The following is a 16,866-nucleotide window of genomic DNA, read 5'->3' on the forward strand; positions in this document are numbered from 1 at the left end:
GGAGGTGGATGTGGCTCAGGAAATGTAACCGAACTTTGATATACTGAGCGGCTTGCGATCGTAAATAGTATAGAGTAGAGAGCATAATGATCGGAGCGTGTTTTGGCAAATGCATTTATGCAAACGCGACATCGCGCGTAGACGAATATGAACATAGATGAACATGAAAAACGAAAGATAGACAATACCGTTGAGAAAACAGGCATGATAAAAGGCTAGTCTGATGATGTTATATGTGTGGTTTGTGATTGCAGGGGCGTTTGCGGGTGTCAGTGCCGGCTTGTTTGGCGTCGGTGGCGGTATGATCATCGTTCCGGCGCTGGTTTGGATTTTTACTGCTTATGACTTTCCGCTAGAAGTGGTGACGCATTTGGCGATTGGCACTTCGCTAGCCACCATCGTGGTGACTTCTATTAGCTCACTCACAGCCCACAACAAACGTGGCGGCGTGCGTTGGGAGGTGTGGCGCAAGATGGCATCGGGCTTGGTCATTGGTAGTCTCATTGGTGCAGGTGTGGCAGACATGATCGACGGTAAAGCGCTACAAGCCATTATCGGTGTTGGCGCGCTGTTGGTTGCTTTAAAGATGCTGTTTTTATCCAATAAAGAACAGCTAGGAAAACCATTACCGTCGTCGGGTGTGCAATTTGGTGCCGGTACAGGCATCGGAATGGCGTCGTCTATCTTTGGTATCGGTGGTGGTAGTTTGACGGTGCCGTTTTTGAATTGGGCAGGACTGCCGATGAGGCAGGCGGTTGGTACGTCGGCGGCTTGTGGCTTGCCAATCGCACTGGCTGGTGCGGCAGGATTTGCATGGTTTGGGCAAGACGTGGTCAATCTGCCTGAGGGCACGATAGGTTTCGTTCATATCACGGGTTTCTTATGTATCTCGGTGGCTAGCTTTGCGATGGCAAAAGTGGGTGCTAGGCTGGCTCATGTACTACCCGCAGCCACCCTTAAGCGCGCTTTTGGCGTGTTGTTATTGTTCGCCGGCGGTCAGTTGTTATTGAGTGGGATTGGGCTGCTGTAAATGTCTTAAATTTGAGGAATAGAAAATGGCAGTACATGATTTGTATTTTAAAAGACAGAAAAATATGACGAGCGAGTCTTTAGACGCTTATCAATATGCTAACTTTCCAATGGAATTTAGGGTTCAGGTTAGTCATATCTTGATGGATGTATTTTATGATATACAAATTTTGGACTTCGTAAAAAGCAAACAGAGCACAATGGATTTTAACGGCAATCTATTGCTAATGGTTCAACATACTGATAATGAAATGAGAAAGATTTGTAAAATTTTCTGTAGGGAGAAAGGAAGGCTTTCTCTCAAAGGAAAAACTAACAAAGTAACTCAACGTAATGATTATCAAGCTATATTTGAGTTTATTTTTAGCGAATATAGTACGGATGATTTTCTTACAATAATAGAGTTAACCTTTGGAAGCGTAGAAAACGAAGCAAGCAAGTTTAGTTTTGGCAAGCGTGAGAATGCTAAAGAAATTTCTCATCAAGCAGTTTTAGAACTAAATCAACGCTTTCATGAGCATGGAATAGGTTATCAATATGAAAATGGTCAAATTATCAGGATAGACTCTGAGCTCATTCATGCTGAGGCAGTCAAGCCTGCTTTGCAACTATTGAGCCATCCATCATATAAAGGTGCTCAAGAAGAGTTTTTAAGTGCGCATGAACATTATCGCCACGGTCGTTACGATTCATCTCTAACAGATTGTCTCAAAGCTTTTGAAAGTACCATGAAAATCATAATTCATAAGAGAAGTTGGATATGTGATAAAAATGCAACTTCAAAGAAGCTTATAGACTGTTGCTTAAGTAATGAATTGATACCAAAGTTTTGGACTGACCAGTTTAACTCGTTAAGTAATATACTTACTTCAAGCATAGGTACACCTCGAAATAAATTAAGTGGTCATGGTAAAGGCAACGATGACATAGAGGTTCCTGAACATCTTATTCAGTACGTGCTACACATGACAGCTTCTACTATTGTATTTTTAATCAAGGCGGAAGAGTCGTTAAATTGAGTGATGTTTGTGTCATTCTTAATCTGATGATTTTAAAACCTACAAACCCTAAAAAACCACCAAAATTTCAGGTAGAATAGCCGCCTGTTTTTTCAACTCTATTGATCCTTCATGCGTTTAAAATCCCTCAAGCTGGCAGGTTTTAAGTCCTTTGCCAATCCTACTACTTTTACCTTCCGACATGGCATCACGGCCATCGTCGGACCGAACGGCTGTGGCAAATCAAATGTCATTGATGCTATCCGTTGGGTACTGGGTGAGACTTCTGCCAAGCAGTTGCGTGGCGGGGCTATGAGCGATGTGATTTTCGCAGGCACCCAAGACAAGACTGCTAAGAGCGTTGCCAGTGTTGAGTTGACCTTTGAGCATACGCAAGACGAGCAGACCGGCATTCGCCATGAGTTTAATCTGTATCATGAGCTGTCTGTCCGCCGACAAGTGAATAAAGACGGTCGTTCTGATTATTTTATCAACGGCACGCGTTGCCGTCGACGCGATGTGGTCGATGTGTTTCTGGGCACGGGGCTAGGCGCGCGAAGTTATGCAGTCATTGAACAAGGCATGATTGGGCGTATCGTCGATTCTAGCCCCATGCAGCTGCGGGAGTTTATTGAAGAGGCAGCAGGGGTGTCGCGCTATCAAGCGCGCCGTGAAGAAACTCAAAAAAAGCTCGAGAAAACCCAAGAAAACCTAGCGCGTCTGCATGATATGCAGAGTGAGCTGGTCAGCCAACAAAAGCGATTGTCCAAACAAGCAGCCAGTGCGCAGCGCTATGAAGAACTGACCGCCTCCGTGGCTGATATCAAGCAGCAGCTAGCCATTCAGCAGTTATACCAAGCCAAGCATACCCAGCAGCAGACCAAGATCGCTCATGAGCGTAGTGCTGCTGTTGTGGCAGATCTGCAAGCTCGCTATGAAGAAATAAAAGCCAAGCAAGATAAGCTAGCGGCTCACATCAACCAAGAGCAATGGCTCAAAGATGATGCTCAGAGCTCTCATTATCAGCAGCAGTTAAGCTATCAAAAAGCCGAACATGAGCTGAGAGATGCCAAGTCGCAGCTGACAACCATTCAGCAGCAGTTAACCGATATTGCACAGCAGCATGAGCAAACGAGCGCTGAAATTGATCGGTTGAAGGGAGAGCAAACAGCGCAGCAAGAGATACTAGCAGAGATGCGACCGCAGCTGGCTGAACTGGCCGATAAACGTGAGGCACACCAAAGCAATGAAAAACCATTGCAGCGTGCATGGCATGAAGCGCAAAATCAACTGTCGCGGTTGCAAGAGAACGCTCGAAGTTTTGAGCAGCAGCACGCTATCAATCGCCAAGCGCACAAGCAACATCAGCACAATCATGATAAATGGCAGCGCCGTCAGAAACAGTGGGATAGCTTGTGGCAGCAATTACAGCAGTCCATATTACCGACTAATGACGCAGTCACACTAGAGCTATCGGGCGCAAAAGAGGTATCGAGCGCACAAGATTTGCAGCAGATATTGACATCGAAAACTGCTGAGCTGAACACCCAACTGCAGCAGACCACGCGCCAACAAGACAGCGTTGATGAGCGACTGTCAGATTTGCGACCGCAGGCACAGGAGCTACAAAATCGCTTGATGGTGGGGCAGCGCGAGTTGCATGAAGATGAAAAACGCCATGCGGTATTGGCAGCTGAGTACGATACGTTGCATCAGTTATTACACCCAAAGCCGACGGCACAAATGCAATCGCAAGCCGCTACCAGTGCCGCTGATGATCGAGGTCAGGAGGTGGTTAATAATGGCGTGAGCGATGTTGGTACGGAAAATGACGTCATAAACAGTATTGCAAATAACAACAATCAATTGACCGTTAGTACCTTGCGTGAGCAGATTGAACTGAGCGAAAGCGGAAAAAGACACGCTGAATTGCTTGATAGCATATTGGCGTTATGGCTCGATAGCCATGTGTTGCTAGCCAGTCAAGCAAGCAGTGGTTTCGAAAATAATGATGCCAAAAGCAATGATGTCCAGAGCAGCGATAGCACAAACAATGACACTCAGAAGCCAGATAGTTTATGGCAGGTGTTAGAACATAGCATCGCAGACCTACTAACTTATCAAACTACCCAAAACGAAAATAGCAGTCATGATCATCACGACAACCTAAAATCATCCGTACAGATGGGTCATAGTTTGTGGTTAACGAGCAAGCAAAGCGATTGTGATGAGCAATCTTTCGTCAGCACATTACCAGATACCCTGACTGATACTTTGTTGCCATTATCGCAACTGATTACCGCACCTGCCTTGGCGTTGTGGCAGCAATGTTATGTATATGTGGTTCAATCCGAGACGTTAGATCAGCAAACATGGGAAACGCTTACGACTGCGCTAAAGCAGTTGCCGGCATCCGCTATTTTGTGCACGTCTAACGGTTGGCTTATCAGTCGTCAAGGTACGATACATTTGGGTAAATTTGCTAGCGCCCAAGATGGAGAGGGTGGAGAAAACAGCCATAATAACCAGTTTTTAACGCAGCGTTTGCAGCAGCGCAATCGTTTGGCATCATTAGAATCGTTGCTTGATGAGTGTGAGGTTAAGATATCAGAGCAGCAGAAGACGCTTGCTAAGCAGCAACGAGAGTACGATGCATTGGCGGTCAGTCTAGAAGAATTACAAGCCCAAAATGAGCAGCTCACTCGTGAAAAACATCGATGTCAGCAAGCGCTTAACAGCCAGCTTGCTCGTGCTGAACGGCTACAAGCCGATGGTCAGCGTTTAAACGCTGATAAAACAGAACTGGAGCAAGAGCAAAAAGAGCTCAATCGAGAGCTGCAAGCGCTGAAGGACGAGCAGCAGCATATTCAACAAGAAATAGCCGCGCTGACACCCAAGATAGCCGATACTCGGGCCGTGACTCAACAACTACAAGCTGAGCGCAATGAGCTGAGCAAGGCACGGCAAGCAGATGATGATGCTTGGCAAGCCTTGCAGCTGCGTATACAACAGCACGAGATGCGTATTGAGCACAGCGTTAGCAGCCTAGCAAGAGCAGCTGAGCAACATAACAAGTCATTGCAAACTGAGCAAAAGCTGCAAGCCAGCCATGAGGAACAGCAACATAAATTACCAGCACTCAGCTCAGCGCTACAGACTGCTGAAACTGAACGCGATGAGCAACAACATCGACTGCTAGAACGTGAGTCGGTACTGACAGAGCTCAAGCAAAAATATGCTCAGCAGCAGACTGGGCTAGATACACAGCAACACACCCTCAATGCTAAACAAGGTGAGCTTGCTTGCCACGCCACTGATTTGGCGCTAAGTACCTCACGATTGGATGATGCCAGTAGTCAAGCGCAAGATGCATTAGACGCATATCATGCTATCAGTCATAAGGATGATAAAGGTACCCAAACAGCGCAGCCAGTATTGAGTGTTTCAAGCTTATTGACTGATTTTATCGCGTATGATCGCCGTGTGCGCCCTGACAAAATAGCCGAGCTTGAGAGAGAGCAGGCCAAGCTAGAGCAGCAACTGAATAACATTGGCGCAGTGAATCTGGCAGCTGTGGCAGAGTTGGCAGAGGTGAATGAACGTTTAGAACCGCTTGCGCAGCAGACGGCAGATATCACCGATAGTATGGAGACGTTGCTCCAAGCCATTGCGTCTATCGATGAAACGACGAAAATGCTGTTTTTACAGACATTGGAGGCAGTCAATGTTGAGCTTGCTAACTTGTTTGCCAAAGTTTTTGGCGGTGGTCAAGCCAGTTTAACGTTAAATGTAGATGACGCTGCAGATGATACGCCTACATCAGAGCAATGGCGGGCTGGGCTGACATTGATGGCACAGCCAAAAGGCAAGCGTAACAGTCGTCTCGCTGTACTGTCTGGCGGTGAGAAGACACTGACAGCACTGAGCTTGATTTTTGCGATATTTAAGCAACACCCAGCACCGTTTTGTGTATTAGACGAAGTCGACGCCCCACTTGATGATGCCAATGTCGCTCGTTTTACTAGTCTCATTCATGAGTTGGCAGAGGACTTGCAGTTTATCTTTATCAGTCATAATAAATTGACCATGCAGATCGCTGATGAGCTCAAAGGTATCACGATGCCAAACGCTGGTATTTCGACTTTAGTGAGTGTTTCATTGGATGAGGCAGCACGCTATGTTGCTGATTAGTACAAATAGTACAACAGATGGCCATTGTCAGTGGTATAGTCAACGCTGAAATGGTAACGTTACAAAACCATATCGAGCTGGTGATAGACGGTGACCATAGTGGTGACGATATTCATTAGCCGTGCTAAACTATTGCCATTTATTCACTTTTGTGTATTTTCTCTTTGTCATATATTAGGATGTATCTATCATGACCGCTATTCAGTTTATCTTGATTGCCATTGCTGCATTCATCGTGCTTGCAGGGCTGTTTATGGTCATCCGTGGTTTGAAGCGCCGCAATGGTGCTTCGATGACTGAGGTCAATTATGACAAAAACGGTATTCCAATCATACCGCGACACGAGCGTGATATCGTCGAACAACCAGAGGCAACAGAAACGGTTGCTGGTGAGACGAGCATCGGTCCTGATCGTGAGAACCTAAGCGCAGTAATGGAAAACGATAAGCTGCCTCGTACCGACGCCGACGCCAACATAGCGAAGGATGAAGACGTAGCTGATCACGATATCGGTAGTCATAAAACCGATACAAACTATGCAGGCTGGCAAGTAGATCAGCAGCGTAGCGACGATGTGAAGTTTGCCGAAAATTCTGAGCAAATGCATATCGAACAAGAGCCCGACGCGTTTTCCAGTCTTGTATCCGCTACAGACGGGTTAATGCCTCCGATCGATATAGCACAAGAGCAAGGCTTTGACGACAACAGCCCAATACTTGATCAGCACCTATCAGCACCTGTCGATGCCAATCAAAACAGTCCATTGATCAATGCGAAAGACAATTTAAACCTCACTATTTTACCGCACCAATACCAAGATGGCGCTGCTTCTGTCATACGGGGTCGTGATTTATTGGCGCTCGTTGACAAATATGGTCTACGCTATGGTGAGATGAATATGTTCCATCGCTACGAGGAAAAAGACGGAACGGGTATATTGTGGTTTAGTATGATGGGGATCACGGATAGTGGTATCGCGCCTTTTGACCCGCATACTGTGGCGACTAATAACTACAACGGTCTTGTGGTGTTTTTATCCTTACCTCATCCAAAAGCTGTACGTGGTTTTGATGGTATGATGAGTATCGCTTATATGATGGCCAGCGACTTAGACGCCATTATACTTGATGAAGAAAACCAGCCAATCACCCACGAATACAAGCAGCAGCTGCGCATCCAAGTTCGAGACTATGAAGCGTAAAGCTGCAAAGCTGAAGCAGATTAAAAGCTAGCATTACTACTAGGTTTGCCACTAAACGTGGATTTATTCTACTGTCCTAAAATAAATTGATCGTTTTTAATGAGCCAGATACCGCACGTATCTGGCTTTTTTGTGCGTTGAGTATGGAGAGACGATATTAAGATAAGGATAAACAGCGATTTTAAATGATTTGCCTTTTGATTTTCTGTAAATGGGTATCCGATTATCCTGCAAACTTGTTATGATATCGGCATCTTGAACCGCAAAGACGCTGACTATGACTGACTCAATCTCATCGACCACCGATCAACCAATCGTCAACCCAGACACTATAGCTAAAAAAACGTTGGGCGCTGCCACTGACAATACCGAAGGCAATACTGAAGACAGTGTCGAAGGCAGTACTGACAACAATATCGTTGCCCAAATGCGTACGCTCATTGAGGCGCTGAAGACGCACAACTATGCTTATTATGTGCTAGACAATCCCGTCTTAGATGACAGTGAGTACGATCAGCTGCGCCGCTCATTGGTTAAAATCGAGACGTCTCATCCAGAGCTGGTGCAGCCTGATAGTCCGATCAATCAAGTCGGTGACATGCCGCTCTCTGCTTTTACGCAAGTGACTCATGATATTCCGATGCTATCGCTTGGTAACGTCTTCGACTATGACGATTTACATGGCTTTATGCGCCGTGTGAATGACCGTCTCAATGATGCGCAGCAAAACCCCGAATACGAAATGGAGCTGAAGCTCGATGGTCTAGCCGTATCTCTCAAGTATGCGCATGGCAAGTTTGTGCAAGCAGTCACTCGTGGTGATGGACAGACAGGCGAGGATATTACCCAAAATGCCAAAACTATCCGCAATTTACCCTTGTGGCTCGCTGCTGCGACCGATATCGAGCTGCTAGAAGTCCGTGGCGAAGTATTGATGCCAAAGGCAGGCTTTGAGCGACTGAATCGTTTGGCGTTAGAAAAAGATGAGAAAACCTTTGCTAATCCACGTAATGCCGCAGCAGGTAGCTTACGCCAACTTGATCCTGCTATTGCTGCCAGTCGTCCATTGGCTTTTTATGGGTATTCAGTCAATCAAGGACTGCCTAACACCATCGATACCCAGTCAGGGGCTTTGGCCTGGATAAAAGAGATTGGCTTTACAGTCAGTGATGTCGAAGTGGTGAAAAATCCTCGTGCTGCGCAGCGTTATTATGAGTCGGTGACCGAGACGCGTCATGATTTGCCATTCGAGATTGATGGCATGGTGATTAAGGTGAATAGTCTCGCGCTTCAGCAGCAGATTGGATTTTTATCTCGTGAGCCACGCTGGGCGACCGCTTATAAATTCCCTGCCGAGACGGTGATGACGCGCTTGCACGCGGTAGAATGGCAGGTCGGACGTACCGGACAAATCACACCAGTCGGTAAATTAGAGCCCGTAAAAGTAGGTGGCGTGACCGTTAGCAATGTCACGCTGCATAACTTTGGCGAGATTCAACGTCTCGACGTGCGTGCCGGTGATACGGTGAGTGTCCATCGAGCGGGTGATGTCATCCCCAAAGTTACCCGCGTTTGGCACGAGCAGCGCCCATCTGATAGTGACGCTGTGACGTTGCCATCCACTTGTCCAGTGTGTGACTCGCCTGTGGTGTTGCCAGAAGGTGAGGCACTTGCTCGCTGTACTGGTGGGCTGTTTTGTCCTGCTCAGCAGCAAGAAGCGCTTATTCACTTCGTTTCACGCCGAGCCATGGATATTGATGGTTTGGGCGAGCGTTGGTTGATTAGCTTTTTTGAGCATGGTTTGATCAAGACCGTGGCTGATATCTATCAGCTCCAGCATCATACGGACGAGATGATTAACTTTGAGAAGTTGGGCGAAAAGTCAGTACAGAACATCATCAACGCTATCGATGCCAGCAAACATACCACCCTAGCACGTTTTATCTATGCGCTAGGCATACGCGGTGTGGGTGAGGGCACTGCTCAGAACTTCGCGCAGTACTTTAGCGATTTAGATAGTCTTATGAATGCAGACATAGAAACATTAATCAAAACGCCAGATGTCGGAGAAATCACTGCTGAGTTGACTTATAAGTTCTTCCGTGCGCCGCACAATATCGAAGTCATCGATCGCCTACGTGCAGCAGGTGTGTATTGGAACAAGGTCGAACAGCTCGCATCAGAAGGACTGCCACTCGATGGGCAAACCTGGGTCATCACGGGTGCGCTCGATAGCATGGCGCGAGATGAAGCCAAAGCCAAGCTACAAGCATTGGGCGCAAAAGTCTCAGGCAGCATTTCTGCGAAAACCACAGCATTACTAGCAGGGGATAAGGCTGGCTCTAAACTCACCAAAGCAGAAAAACTCGGCGTCAAAATTGTGGCTGAGGAAGAGTTTTTGGCGATTTTGAAAGAGGTGTGAAAACGTAGAGTATGAATGATAGAGTGGGTTGGTAAAAGTGAAACCCACCGATGTTGCACTCAACGGATAACTATTCTAGCTATTGAAAACTTGCTTTAAGAAACTAACTTTTTCATTTGGTGGTGTGTCAAAAAGTATGCTGATTAAAACTTGAACAATTTTTGAAGCCTTGAAAGCCCTATAGAATCAGAGAACTTAGCATAGATTTCTTATTGACTTCTATCGCCAGCATACTTTTTAGAACACCACCTAAATATGCAACCTATGCAGGCTCATACTTGCCTCGTGCAAATAAATTTGCCACTCGGCCCGTAAAACAAGCTGTCATTTCTGCGTCAGCGATGAGTTTGTTGTATCCAGAAACAGAGATTTCAGGATATTCTCGCGAGCAATTTTTACTAGATCTTGTTCAAGAAGCTGTTGCAGATATTCGTAGCTGCTTTGATAACGGTGCTCATCAAGTTCAAATAGATTTCACAGAAGCTCGGCTTGCGATCAAACTTGATCCCTCAAAGCAATTATTGCAGCAGTTCATTGATATTAATAATCAGGTTTTGTCTCATTTCACGGAAGCAGAACGGAAACGAATTGGTTTCCATACTTGTCCTGGTGGAGATCATGATTCAACCCATAGTGCAGATGTTGAATATGGCGAGTTAATCCCGCTATTCTTGACGCTTAATTCAGATAATTTTTATATGGAAATGGCTGGCGAAGAAAATCCTGAGAGCGCCTTAAAGATCATCGGTGATAATTTACGCCCGAATCAACGTATATATGTTGGGGTTATCGATGTCACTGACGCCCAAGTTGAGTCTGAAGAAATCGTGTGTGAGCGTGTGTTGCAGGCTGCAAAATATATTCCACTCGAACAACTGGGTACGACAGATGATTGCGGCTTCTCTCCATTTAGCGATGATGTAGCGACAAGTCGAGATACTGCTTTTGCAAAAATTTTGGCTCGGGTTAAAGGGACAAAGCTGGCATTTGATAAATTGAATCAAACACACATAACAAGATAATCAACTGGACGCATGACGGTTGTTATTAGAGCATTTGTGCAGGTGATGATGTCGAGCTGCTGATCAAGTAAGCGGCTCGTGCAATCCCATAGGTTGACCACTACACCAAGCGAAAAAATCAGCAGATTGTAGGAAAAACGGTAAATTGTCGCTAAACATTCCATAACTGAATAGACCTTCATAAACGTCCTGTGGGCTCAGTGAGTGATAGTGTTGATAATATGATTTAAACATCGACTTCCTTGTCTATATAAATTGTTTAGTGAAATCACTATTAGTTTAGGGAGGTAAAACCTAACTTCTACTTCACCATCTCACCATGCGCCTTCACATCATCTTTCTTACCATCTGGCACAATCTCAACAGGTAGCACCAAGCCTTTCGCGAACTCATCAGACAGCACATAATCATAGCGACTGGCAGCGACATCAGGTGTGGTATGGATGATCAATTTTATATCATTGCCATCGTCTAGCTCATGTGAGACATAGGTTTCACTCAGTTGATCCAAGGTTTTAGACAGTGCCTCGTTGCTGGCCATACTCACCGTCAGATTGTGCTGAGCAGTGGCAGCGTCCACATCGAAATACTCTGCATAATCGAGGACGTTTTGACTGTCGAGTGCAAATGGATATTGATAATCAGCTCGTTCTGCAGGCTCTTCACCACTCGCGACTATAGACCAGTCTACTGTATCTGCATCACTCGCATTGCCAGTAGTTGTGGTCGTATTCGTCGTGCCTGCTGTTTCGGAGGATATATCAGAAGACGAATCAGAAGTTTGGTTTGTCGTTTCAGTACTGTTATCGCATCCTGTTAGCGCCCAAATACCGGCAGTGGTGATTACTAGTAGATTCATTAAGCGCTTACGCATCGAGTTATCCTCTGTCTCATTGGTTATAAGTTTTTTGTCTCAGCACTATTTTGACAGTTTTTGTGCTGCTTCTCTAGGGAAGTAGAGTAAGCAAGCGCCTATGTGGCGCAATTTCATCATAACAAGAGTGGCGGGGCAGTTATTGTGTACCTAACAAGCATAAAAAAAACAGCCACCAAATGATGACTGTTTGATATTGCATGTGGCTAGCATTTGTTAATCGTTAGTCTGCTAGATGTCACGGCTGTTTCGGCAAGTGACATTGTATTCTGTGCCACTCGCCCATTTCATAGCCAAGACAGCTTCGTTACCTTTCATGTGCCACGCGTAAACGACTTCTGGGTTTGAGTTGTTGGTATAACTTGCTACCTCACCGTTGACTTGACCATTCAATATGATGGCTTGTTTATCCCATTCCACTGCAGGAAGGGTAGCATTAAGCATGACTTGTTGTTTGTTGATAGATTGTTTTGCCATGACCATACTGTCATCAGTACAAGTGTACGGCGTTGGCGCCATACGATCGTACGCAGCAGATGGTTGTTCTGTAGCAGGGGTATCGGTAGTAGTGCTTGTTTCTGGTGTGGTCGGTGCTGTGGTGGCACAGGCGCTCAATAGAGCAAGGGCTGGTAGTGCAGTTGCAATCTTAGTGATGGTTTTCATGGTTTTCTCCAGAACTGTCAAATGAATTTGTTTACTTATTCTTAATAGCTTATTTAGTGCATGGTAGATATTTTAGCAAAACAATTCCCGGCAGTGTTAGACATTGTTTGTTACTTTTTTTACCCTGTCACTGAATAAAGTAACTTAATTAACGTTTAAGATTAACGTCTAAGCACATCGACAGAGGATGTGCTTATTATTTGCTACCTTACTTATAGCTATCTTACTTGTATTTGTGAGCTTATTTGGTTTTACGTGGTGGCAGTCCAGTATGCTGAGTTTGGAAGTTGCCTTTACTGACTCGTTTTTTGTTACTTTTATTACCAGTGTTTTTGCCTGCTGTATTAGCGGCATTTTTAGACGGGTGATTACTGCGTTTCGCCGAGTCGTTACCGACACGACTGTTCTTTTTTCGCGCCGATTGATAGCTATTTTGCGTGGCATCACGACCCTCTAGGTGCGCATTAAATGGCGGTATGAGGCAGCCACGGTTTTTGCCTATCAAGTCGCTACGACCCATATCTTGTAATGCCTTGCGCAATAGTACCCAGTTTTTCGGATCGTGATAGCGTAAGAACGCTTTGTGCAATTTGCGCTGCTTGCCTGATTTAACGATATCCATGTCACCTTCACTACGACTGACCTTGTGTAGCGGGTCTTTGTGCGTGTGATACATGGTGGTCGCTGTTGCCATTGGGCTCGGATAAAACGCTTGTACTTGATCTGCTCGGTAGTCATTTCGCTTGAGCCACAGGGCAAGGTTCATCATATCTTCATCTTTGGTGCCAGGGTGGGCAGCGATGAAATAAGGAATCAGATATTGCTCTTTGCCTGCTTCTTGGCTGTACTGCTCAAACATGGATTTGAACTCATCATAGCTACCCATGCCAGGTTTCATCATTTTTGATAAAACGCCTTCTTCTGAATGTTCAGGGGCGATTTTTAGATAACCACCGACGTGATGACTGACCAGCTCTTTGACGTACTCAGGGTCTTTGACGGCCAGATCATAGCGCAGCCCCGACGCGATAAGAATTTTTTTCACGCCTGTGATGTCACGTGCTTTGCGATACAGCTGGGTTAAGTTGCTGTGGTCGGTGAGCAGGTTTTCGCAGATATCAGGATAGACGCAGGACGGTTTACGGCAGTTCTTTTCAATGGTTTCGTCTTTACAGTTTAGACGATACATATTGGCGGTAGGACCACCAAGATCAGAGATGACCCCTGTAAAGTTGGGCGCGGTATCACGAATGGCCTCGACTTCACGCAGGATTGAGTCTTCTGAGCGGTTTTGGATGATACGTCCTTCGTGCTCAGTGATGGAGCAGAACGTACAACCGCCGAAACAGCCGCGCATGATATTGACAGAGAATTTAATCATGTCATAAGCAGGGATACGCGCATTGCCATAGCTTGGATGCGGCAGGCGAGCATATGGCAAATCAAATACGTAATCCATCTCTTCGGTAGAGAGTGGCAGCGGTGGTGGGTTTAACCAAACGTCGATAGCGGTATGCGAGTTGCCTGCGCCACTATTATGACGTTGTACCATCGCGCGCGCGTTGCCTGGATTAGTCTCTAGATGCAGGATACGGTTGGCATGGGCGTAGAGCACGGGGTCTGATTTGACATGCTCATAGTCTGGTAAGCGAATGACCGTTTGTTCGCGAGGTGGCATTTTTAGTTTATGCTTACGCGCTGTTTTTGGTTTATCAAACCCGCGCATTTGTACTACCTGGGTCTCTTCGTCTACCTGATCGGCATTGATGACTTTATTGGTAACTGGCTCGGCGACGAACCCCTGATATTGAGAGGAGATCGAAGACGTCGCTTGTCCAACGGGTGAGTCGTCTGGTTGCTCTTGCTCGATTTTGCAACTATCCACGTCTTCGGTCATCACATATGGGTTGATGATTGGATCAACACGACCAACGGTATCGACATCATTACTGGCCACTTCAGTCATGTCTGACTGCCAATGACGGCGGCTTGGTGTCAGCAGGTAAGCAGTGCCACGTAGCTTGCTCATTTGCTCAAAAGTGTAGCCCTTGGATAGACCATGCACCACGTCGACGATAGCACGCTCAGCATTGCCATATAATAAAACATCAGCACGAGCATCGAGTAGTACACTGCGGCGGACTTTATCCGACCAGTAGTCGTAGTGCGCGATACGGCGCAAGCTGCCTTCAATACCACCTAAGATAATCGGCACGTCAGGATAGGCTTCACGGCAGCGCTGGCTATAAACGATGGCGGCACGATCTGGGCGTTTGTTTGCGACATTACCTGGTGAATACGCGTCATCGCTGCGAATCTTGCGATCGGCAGTGTAGCGGTTGATCATACTGTCCATATTGCCTGCAGTGACACCATAAGCGTAGACAGGTTTGCCGAGTTCCATAAAGGCATCTTTACTCTTCCAGTCCGGCTGGGCGATGATACCAACACGAAAGCCTTGCGACTCTAAGAGGCGACCGATGATAGCCATACCAAAACTTGGGTGATCGACATAAGCATCGCCCGATATGATGATCACGTCACAGGCGTCCCAGCCGAGTGCGTCCATTTCGGCACGACTCATCGGCAGATAGGGTGCAGGCTCGTAGCAGCTTGCCCAGTGTTTGTCGTAATCATAGAGTGGCTTGGTGCCTTGTTTGAAGGCGGTGCGGGCGATGGTATCAGCTGACATGGGCAGACCTGTTAATTAAAGAGTGGCACTGGAGCTGGCTATTATTAAGGGACAATAATAGTGGCTAATTTAAAAGTGCTCATTTTAACATGAATCTAACTCATGATGTGATAAAGGATGGCTGCTAAGTTATTGATAGTGTGGGAGTATCTACAAATAAAAAGGCTCCTAAAATTTAGAAGCCTTCTTGCGTGAATTGTTTTTGGTCGTTCTTTGATTATTTCTGTTTTTCCTTGATTATTTCTTCAATTACTTCTGCTGTTCTCTAATTATTGCTGAGAGTATTGCCGGCTTATTTTGCCATTTAGACAGGGTCTGCTGTGTCCAGACAATCAGTCTAATAGTTGAAGTGGAAAGGTCACCACGTCAAAGGCAAGCGCAAAGGGCAATAAGACCAGTTTATGTGCAGCATTTGAGCCACTGCTAGATACTTGTGTCTGTTCAGTTGTGCTATAAAAGCTCACTGTGTAGGGCTTGGTTAGTGCTTGGTAATCAGATTGGATTAAGCTTAAATTACTGACTTGCGGGTAAAAAGCGCCTTTGACGGGGACGCTAAAACAAAAACGTTGGGCATCGATGCGTTGGTCGCTTTGTGTGGTGCATTCTTGCCCGTTGTTTTGTAAAAAGAATTGATAGTCTGAGCGCTGAAACTCGTCTTTTAGCTTGGCATAAGACAGCTTCATCTCTCCCTGAAAATAGCCGTCGTTATTTGGTACATAAAACTCCATCTCATTATCGACTTGAATGTTTTTTGGTGTCAAATTATTCAGCAGGCTGACCATTTCCGTCCCGCCTTGGGTCAGTACATAGCTGTTTTTTTCACCGACGATCACCATGGTTGCGTTTGGCGTTTTTGGTAATGCTTGCGCTGGACGGCCAAAAGCAACGATTTGATCTTCGGACAACGTGGTTTTTGTGGTATTGGTGCTGCTATGACTATTATTGTCGTTTAATAATGAGTTGGTAGCGCAGCCTGAGCTGACAAGTAATGCTGCGAGTGCTGCACTGGCTATTATTGCTTTTGGGTTTACTCGGTTTAAAGCGATGCGCTTATAAACCTTTTTTTTGGGAGATTTTGTGTTTTTTGTCATGGAGTGGCTTCCTTGTCTGTGCTGAGCGCTTGATGTGACTTGTACGGTTCAATACTAAACGGTGGTTGGTATATGGATTTTTGAGTATGACTCAACGACTGTTAATTAACAATATTCATTAGCATCAAAGGGTGTGGGTTTGATGGCATTAATCCAAGAAGACCTTCAACCTAAGAAGACCCTCAATCCAAAAAGACCTTCGTACCGCTTTTGGTGAAGTTCATGACAAACTGGCTTTTAAAATTGCGCACATTATTCTCGTAGGTGAGCAGACCGGTTGTGAATTGATGGTAGTCCCTCATGTTTTTGGCATTAACCATCAACATAAAATCAGCATCACCTGATACCTCATAGCAACTCATCACCTGTGGTTGGGCGTGCATCAAACGCTCAAACCGATGCTGCATCGATGTGTTTGATCGCTCCATCTCAATCATCACCACAGCGGTCAGCCCGTAGCCAACTTTATCGGGATCGACAATTGCGACTTGTTTGGTTATCACACCAGTGTTGATAAGCGTTTGAATACGCCGCTGTGCCGTAGCAATAGAGACATGAACCCGTTCAGAAACTGTTTTAAGTGGCAGTGATGCGTCGTCTTGCAGCAAGTTTAAAATGGTTTTGTCGATTTCATCTAACGTATGACTCATAGCGTATCGTCCCTAAAAATAAGAGGTTTAAAT

The 16,866-nt window shown here is 45.8% G+C and carries 11 protein-coding genes; 6 read left to right on the plus strand and 5 right to left on the minus strand.

Annotated elements, in window-relative coordinates:
- Nucleotides 1–226 precede the first annotated feature (226 nt).
- The 6 genes from L0J61_RS00105 to L0J61_RS00130 all read left to right on the plus strand — a co-directional run bounded on the left by L0J61_RS00105 (nt 227) and on the right by L0J61_RS00130 (nt 10,863).
- Nucleotides 227–1,030, plus strand: a complete 804-nt coding sequence (locus L0J61_RS00105) for a sulfite exporter TauE/SafE family protein (protein ID WP_301464289.1) — start codon at nt 227–229, stop codon at nt 1,028–1,030.
- Nucleotides 1,031–1,055: 25 nt separating this feature from the next.
- Nucleotides 1,056–2,048, plus strand: coding sequence for an STM4504/CBY_0614 family protein (locus tag L0J61_RS00110; RefSeq protein WP_301464279.1), 993 nt, complete (start codon nt 1,056–1,058; stop codon nt 2,046–2,048).
- Nucleotides 2,049–2,159: 111 nt separating this feature from the next.
- The gene (locus L0J61_RS00115; protein WP_301464280.1) at nt 2,160–6,218 is read left to right on the plus strand and encodes an AAA family ATPase; all 4,059 of its coding nucleotides are present in this window, start codon (nt 2,160–2,162) and stop codon (nt 6,216–6,218) included.
- A gap of 190 nt (nt 6,219–6,408) precedes the next feature.
- A complete protein-coding gene (locus tag L0J61_RS00120; protein WP_301464281.1) occupies nt 6,409–7,419 on the plus strand; it encodes a cell division protein ZipA C-terminal FtsZ-binding domain-containing protein in 1,011 nt (336 codons plus the stop codon).
- Nucleotides 7,420–7,846: 427 nt separating this feature from the next.
- A complete protein-coding gene (ligA, locus tag L0J61_RS00125; RefSeq protein ID WP_301464290.1) occupies nt 7,847–9,841 on the plus strand; it encodes an NAD-dependent DNA ligase LigA in 1,995 nt (664 codons plus the stop codon).
- Between the two features lie 212 nt (nt 9,842–10,053).
- Complete coding sequence (locus tag L0J61_RS00130) at nt 10,054–10,863, plus strand: hypothetical protein (RefSeq protein ID WP_301464282.1); 810 nt, start codon at nt 10,054–10,056, stop codon at nt 10,861–10,863.
- A gap of 301 nt (nt 10,864–11,164) precedes the next feature.
- Here the strand turns inward: L0J61_RS00130 and L0J61_RS00135 are convergent, their stop codons facing one another.
- The 5 genes from L0J61_RS00135 to L0J61_RS00155 form a co-directional block, all read right to left on the minus strand.
- Nucleotides 11,165–11,737 (minus strand): hypothetical protein, encoded by a 573-nt coding sequence (locus tag L0J61_RS00135; protein ID WP_301464283.1) that lies wholly within the window; start codon nt 11,735–11,737, stop codon nt 11,165–11,167.
- Nucleotides 11,738–11,968: 231 nt separating this feature from the next.
- Entirely contained in the window at nt 11,969–12,400 is a 432-nt protein-coding gene (locus L0J61_RS00140) for a hypothetical protein (RefSeq protein WP_301464284.1), read from the minus strand.
- Between the two features lie 241 nt (nt 12,401–12,641).
- Nucleotides 12,642–15,092, minus strand: a complete 2,451-nt coding sequence (locus tag L0J61_RS00145) for a YgiQ family radical SAM protein (protein WP_301464285.1) — start codon at nt 15,090–15,092, stop codon at nt 12,642–12,644.
- Nucleotides 15,093–15,424: 332 nt separating this feature from the next.
- Nucleotides 15,425–16,183: a hypothetical protein gene (locus tag L0J61_RS00150; protein WP_301464286.1), complete on the minus strand. Its 759-nt coding sequence runs from the start codon at nt 16,181–16,183 to the stop codon at nt 15,425–15,427.
- Between the two features lie 182 nt (nt 16,184–16,365).
- Nucleotides 16,366–16,833, minus strand: a complete 468-nt coding sequence (locus L0J61_RS00155; RefSeq protein ID WP_301464287.1) for an Lrp/AsnC family transcriptional regulator — start codon at nt 16,831–16,833, stop codon at nt 16,366–16,368.
- Nucleotides 16,834–16,866: the final 33 nt, after the last annotated feature.

Origin of the sequence: Psychrobacter sp. (assembly GCF_030457785.1) — a bacterium.
Taxonomy (GTDB): domain Bacteria; phylum Pseudomonadota; class Gammaproteobacteria; order Pseudomonadales; family Moraxellaceae; genus Psychrobacter.

Bases quoted from the DNA above. Each gene is read 5' to 3' on its own strand.
- L0J61_RS00105 (WP_301464289.1), top strand. From the start codon at position 227: ATGTTATATGTGTGGTTTGTGATTGCAGGGGCGTTTGCGGGTGTCAGT.
- L0J61_RS00110 (WP_301464279.1), top strand. From the start codon at position 1,056: ATGGCAGTACATGATTTGTATTTTAAAAGACAGAAAAATATGACGAGC.
- L0J61_RS00115 (WP_301464280.1), top strand. From the start codon at position 2,160: ATGCGTTTAAAATCCCTCAAGCTGGCAGGTTTTAAGTCCTTTGCCAAT.
- L0J61_RS00120 (WP_301464281.1), top strand. From the start codon at position 6,409: ATGACCGCTATTCAGTTTATCTTGATTGCCATTGCTGCATTCATCGTG.
- ligA (WP_301464290.1), top strand. From the start codon at position 7,847: ATGCGTACGCTCATTGAGGCGCTGAAGACGCACAACTATGCTTATTAT.
- L0J61_RS00135 (WP_301464283.1), bottom strand. From the start codon at position 11,737: ATGCGTAAGCGCTTAATGAATCTACTAGTAATCACCACTGCCGGTATT.
- L0J61_RS00140 (WP_301464284.1), bottom strand. From the start codon at position 12,400: ATGAAAACCATCACTAAGATTGCAACTGCACTACCAGCCCTTGCTCTA.
- L0J61_RS00145 (WP_301464285.1), bottom strand. From the start codon at position 15,092: ATGTCAGCTGATACCATCGCCCGCACCGCCTTCAAACAAGGCACCAAG.
- L0J61_RS00150 (WP_301464286.1), bottom strand. From the start codon at position 16,183: ATGACAAAAAACACAAAATCTCCCAAAAAAAAGGTTTATAAGCGCATC.
- L0J61_RS00155 (WP_301464287.1), bottom strand. From the start codon at position 16,833: ATGAGTCATACGTTAGATGAAATCGACAAAACCATTTTAAACTTGCTG.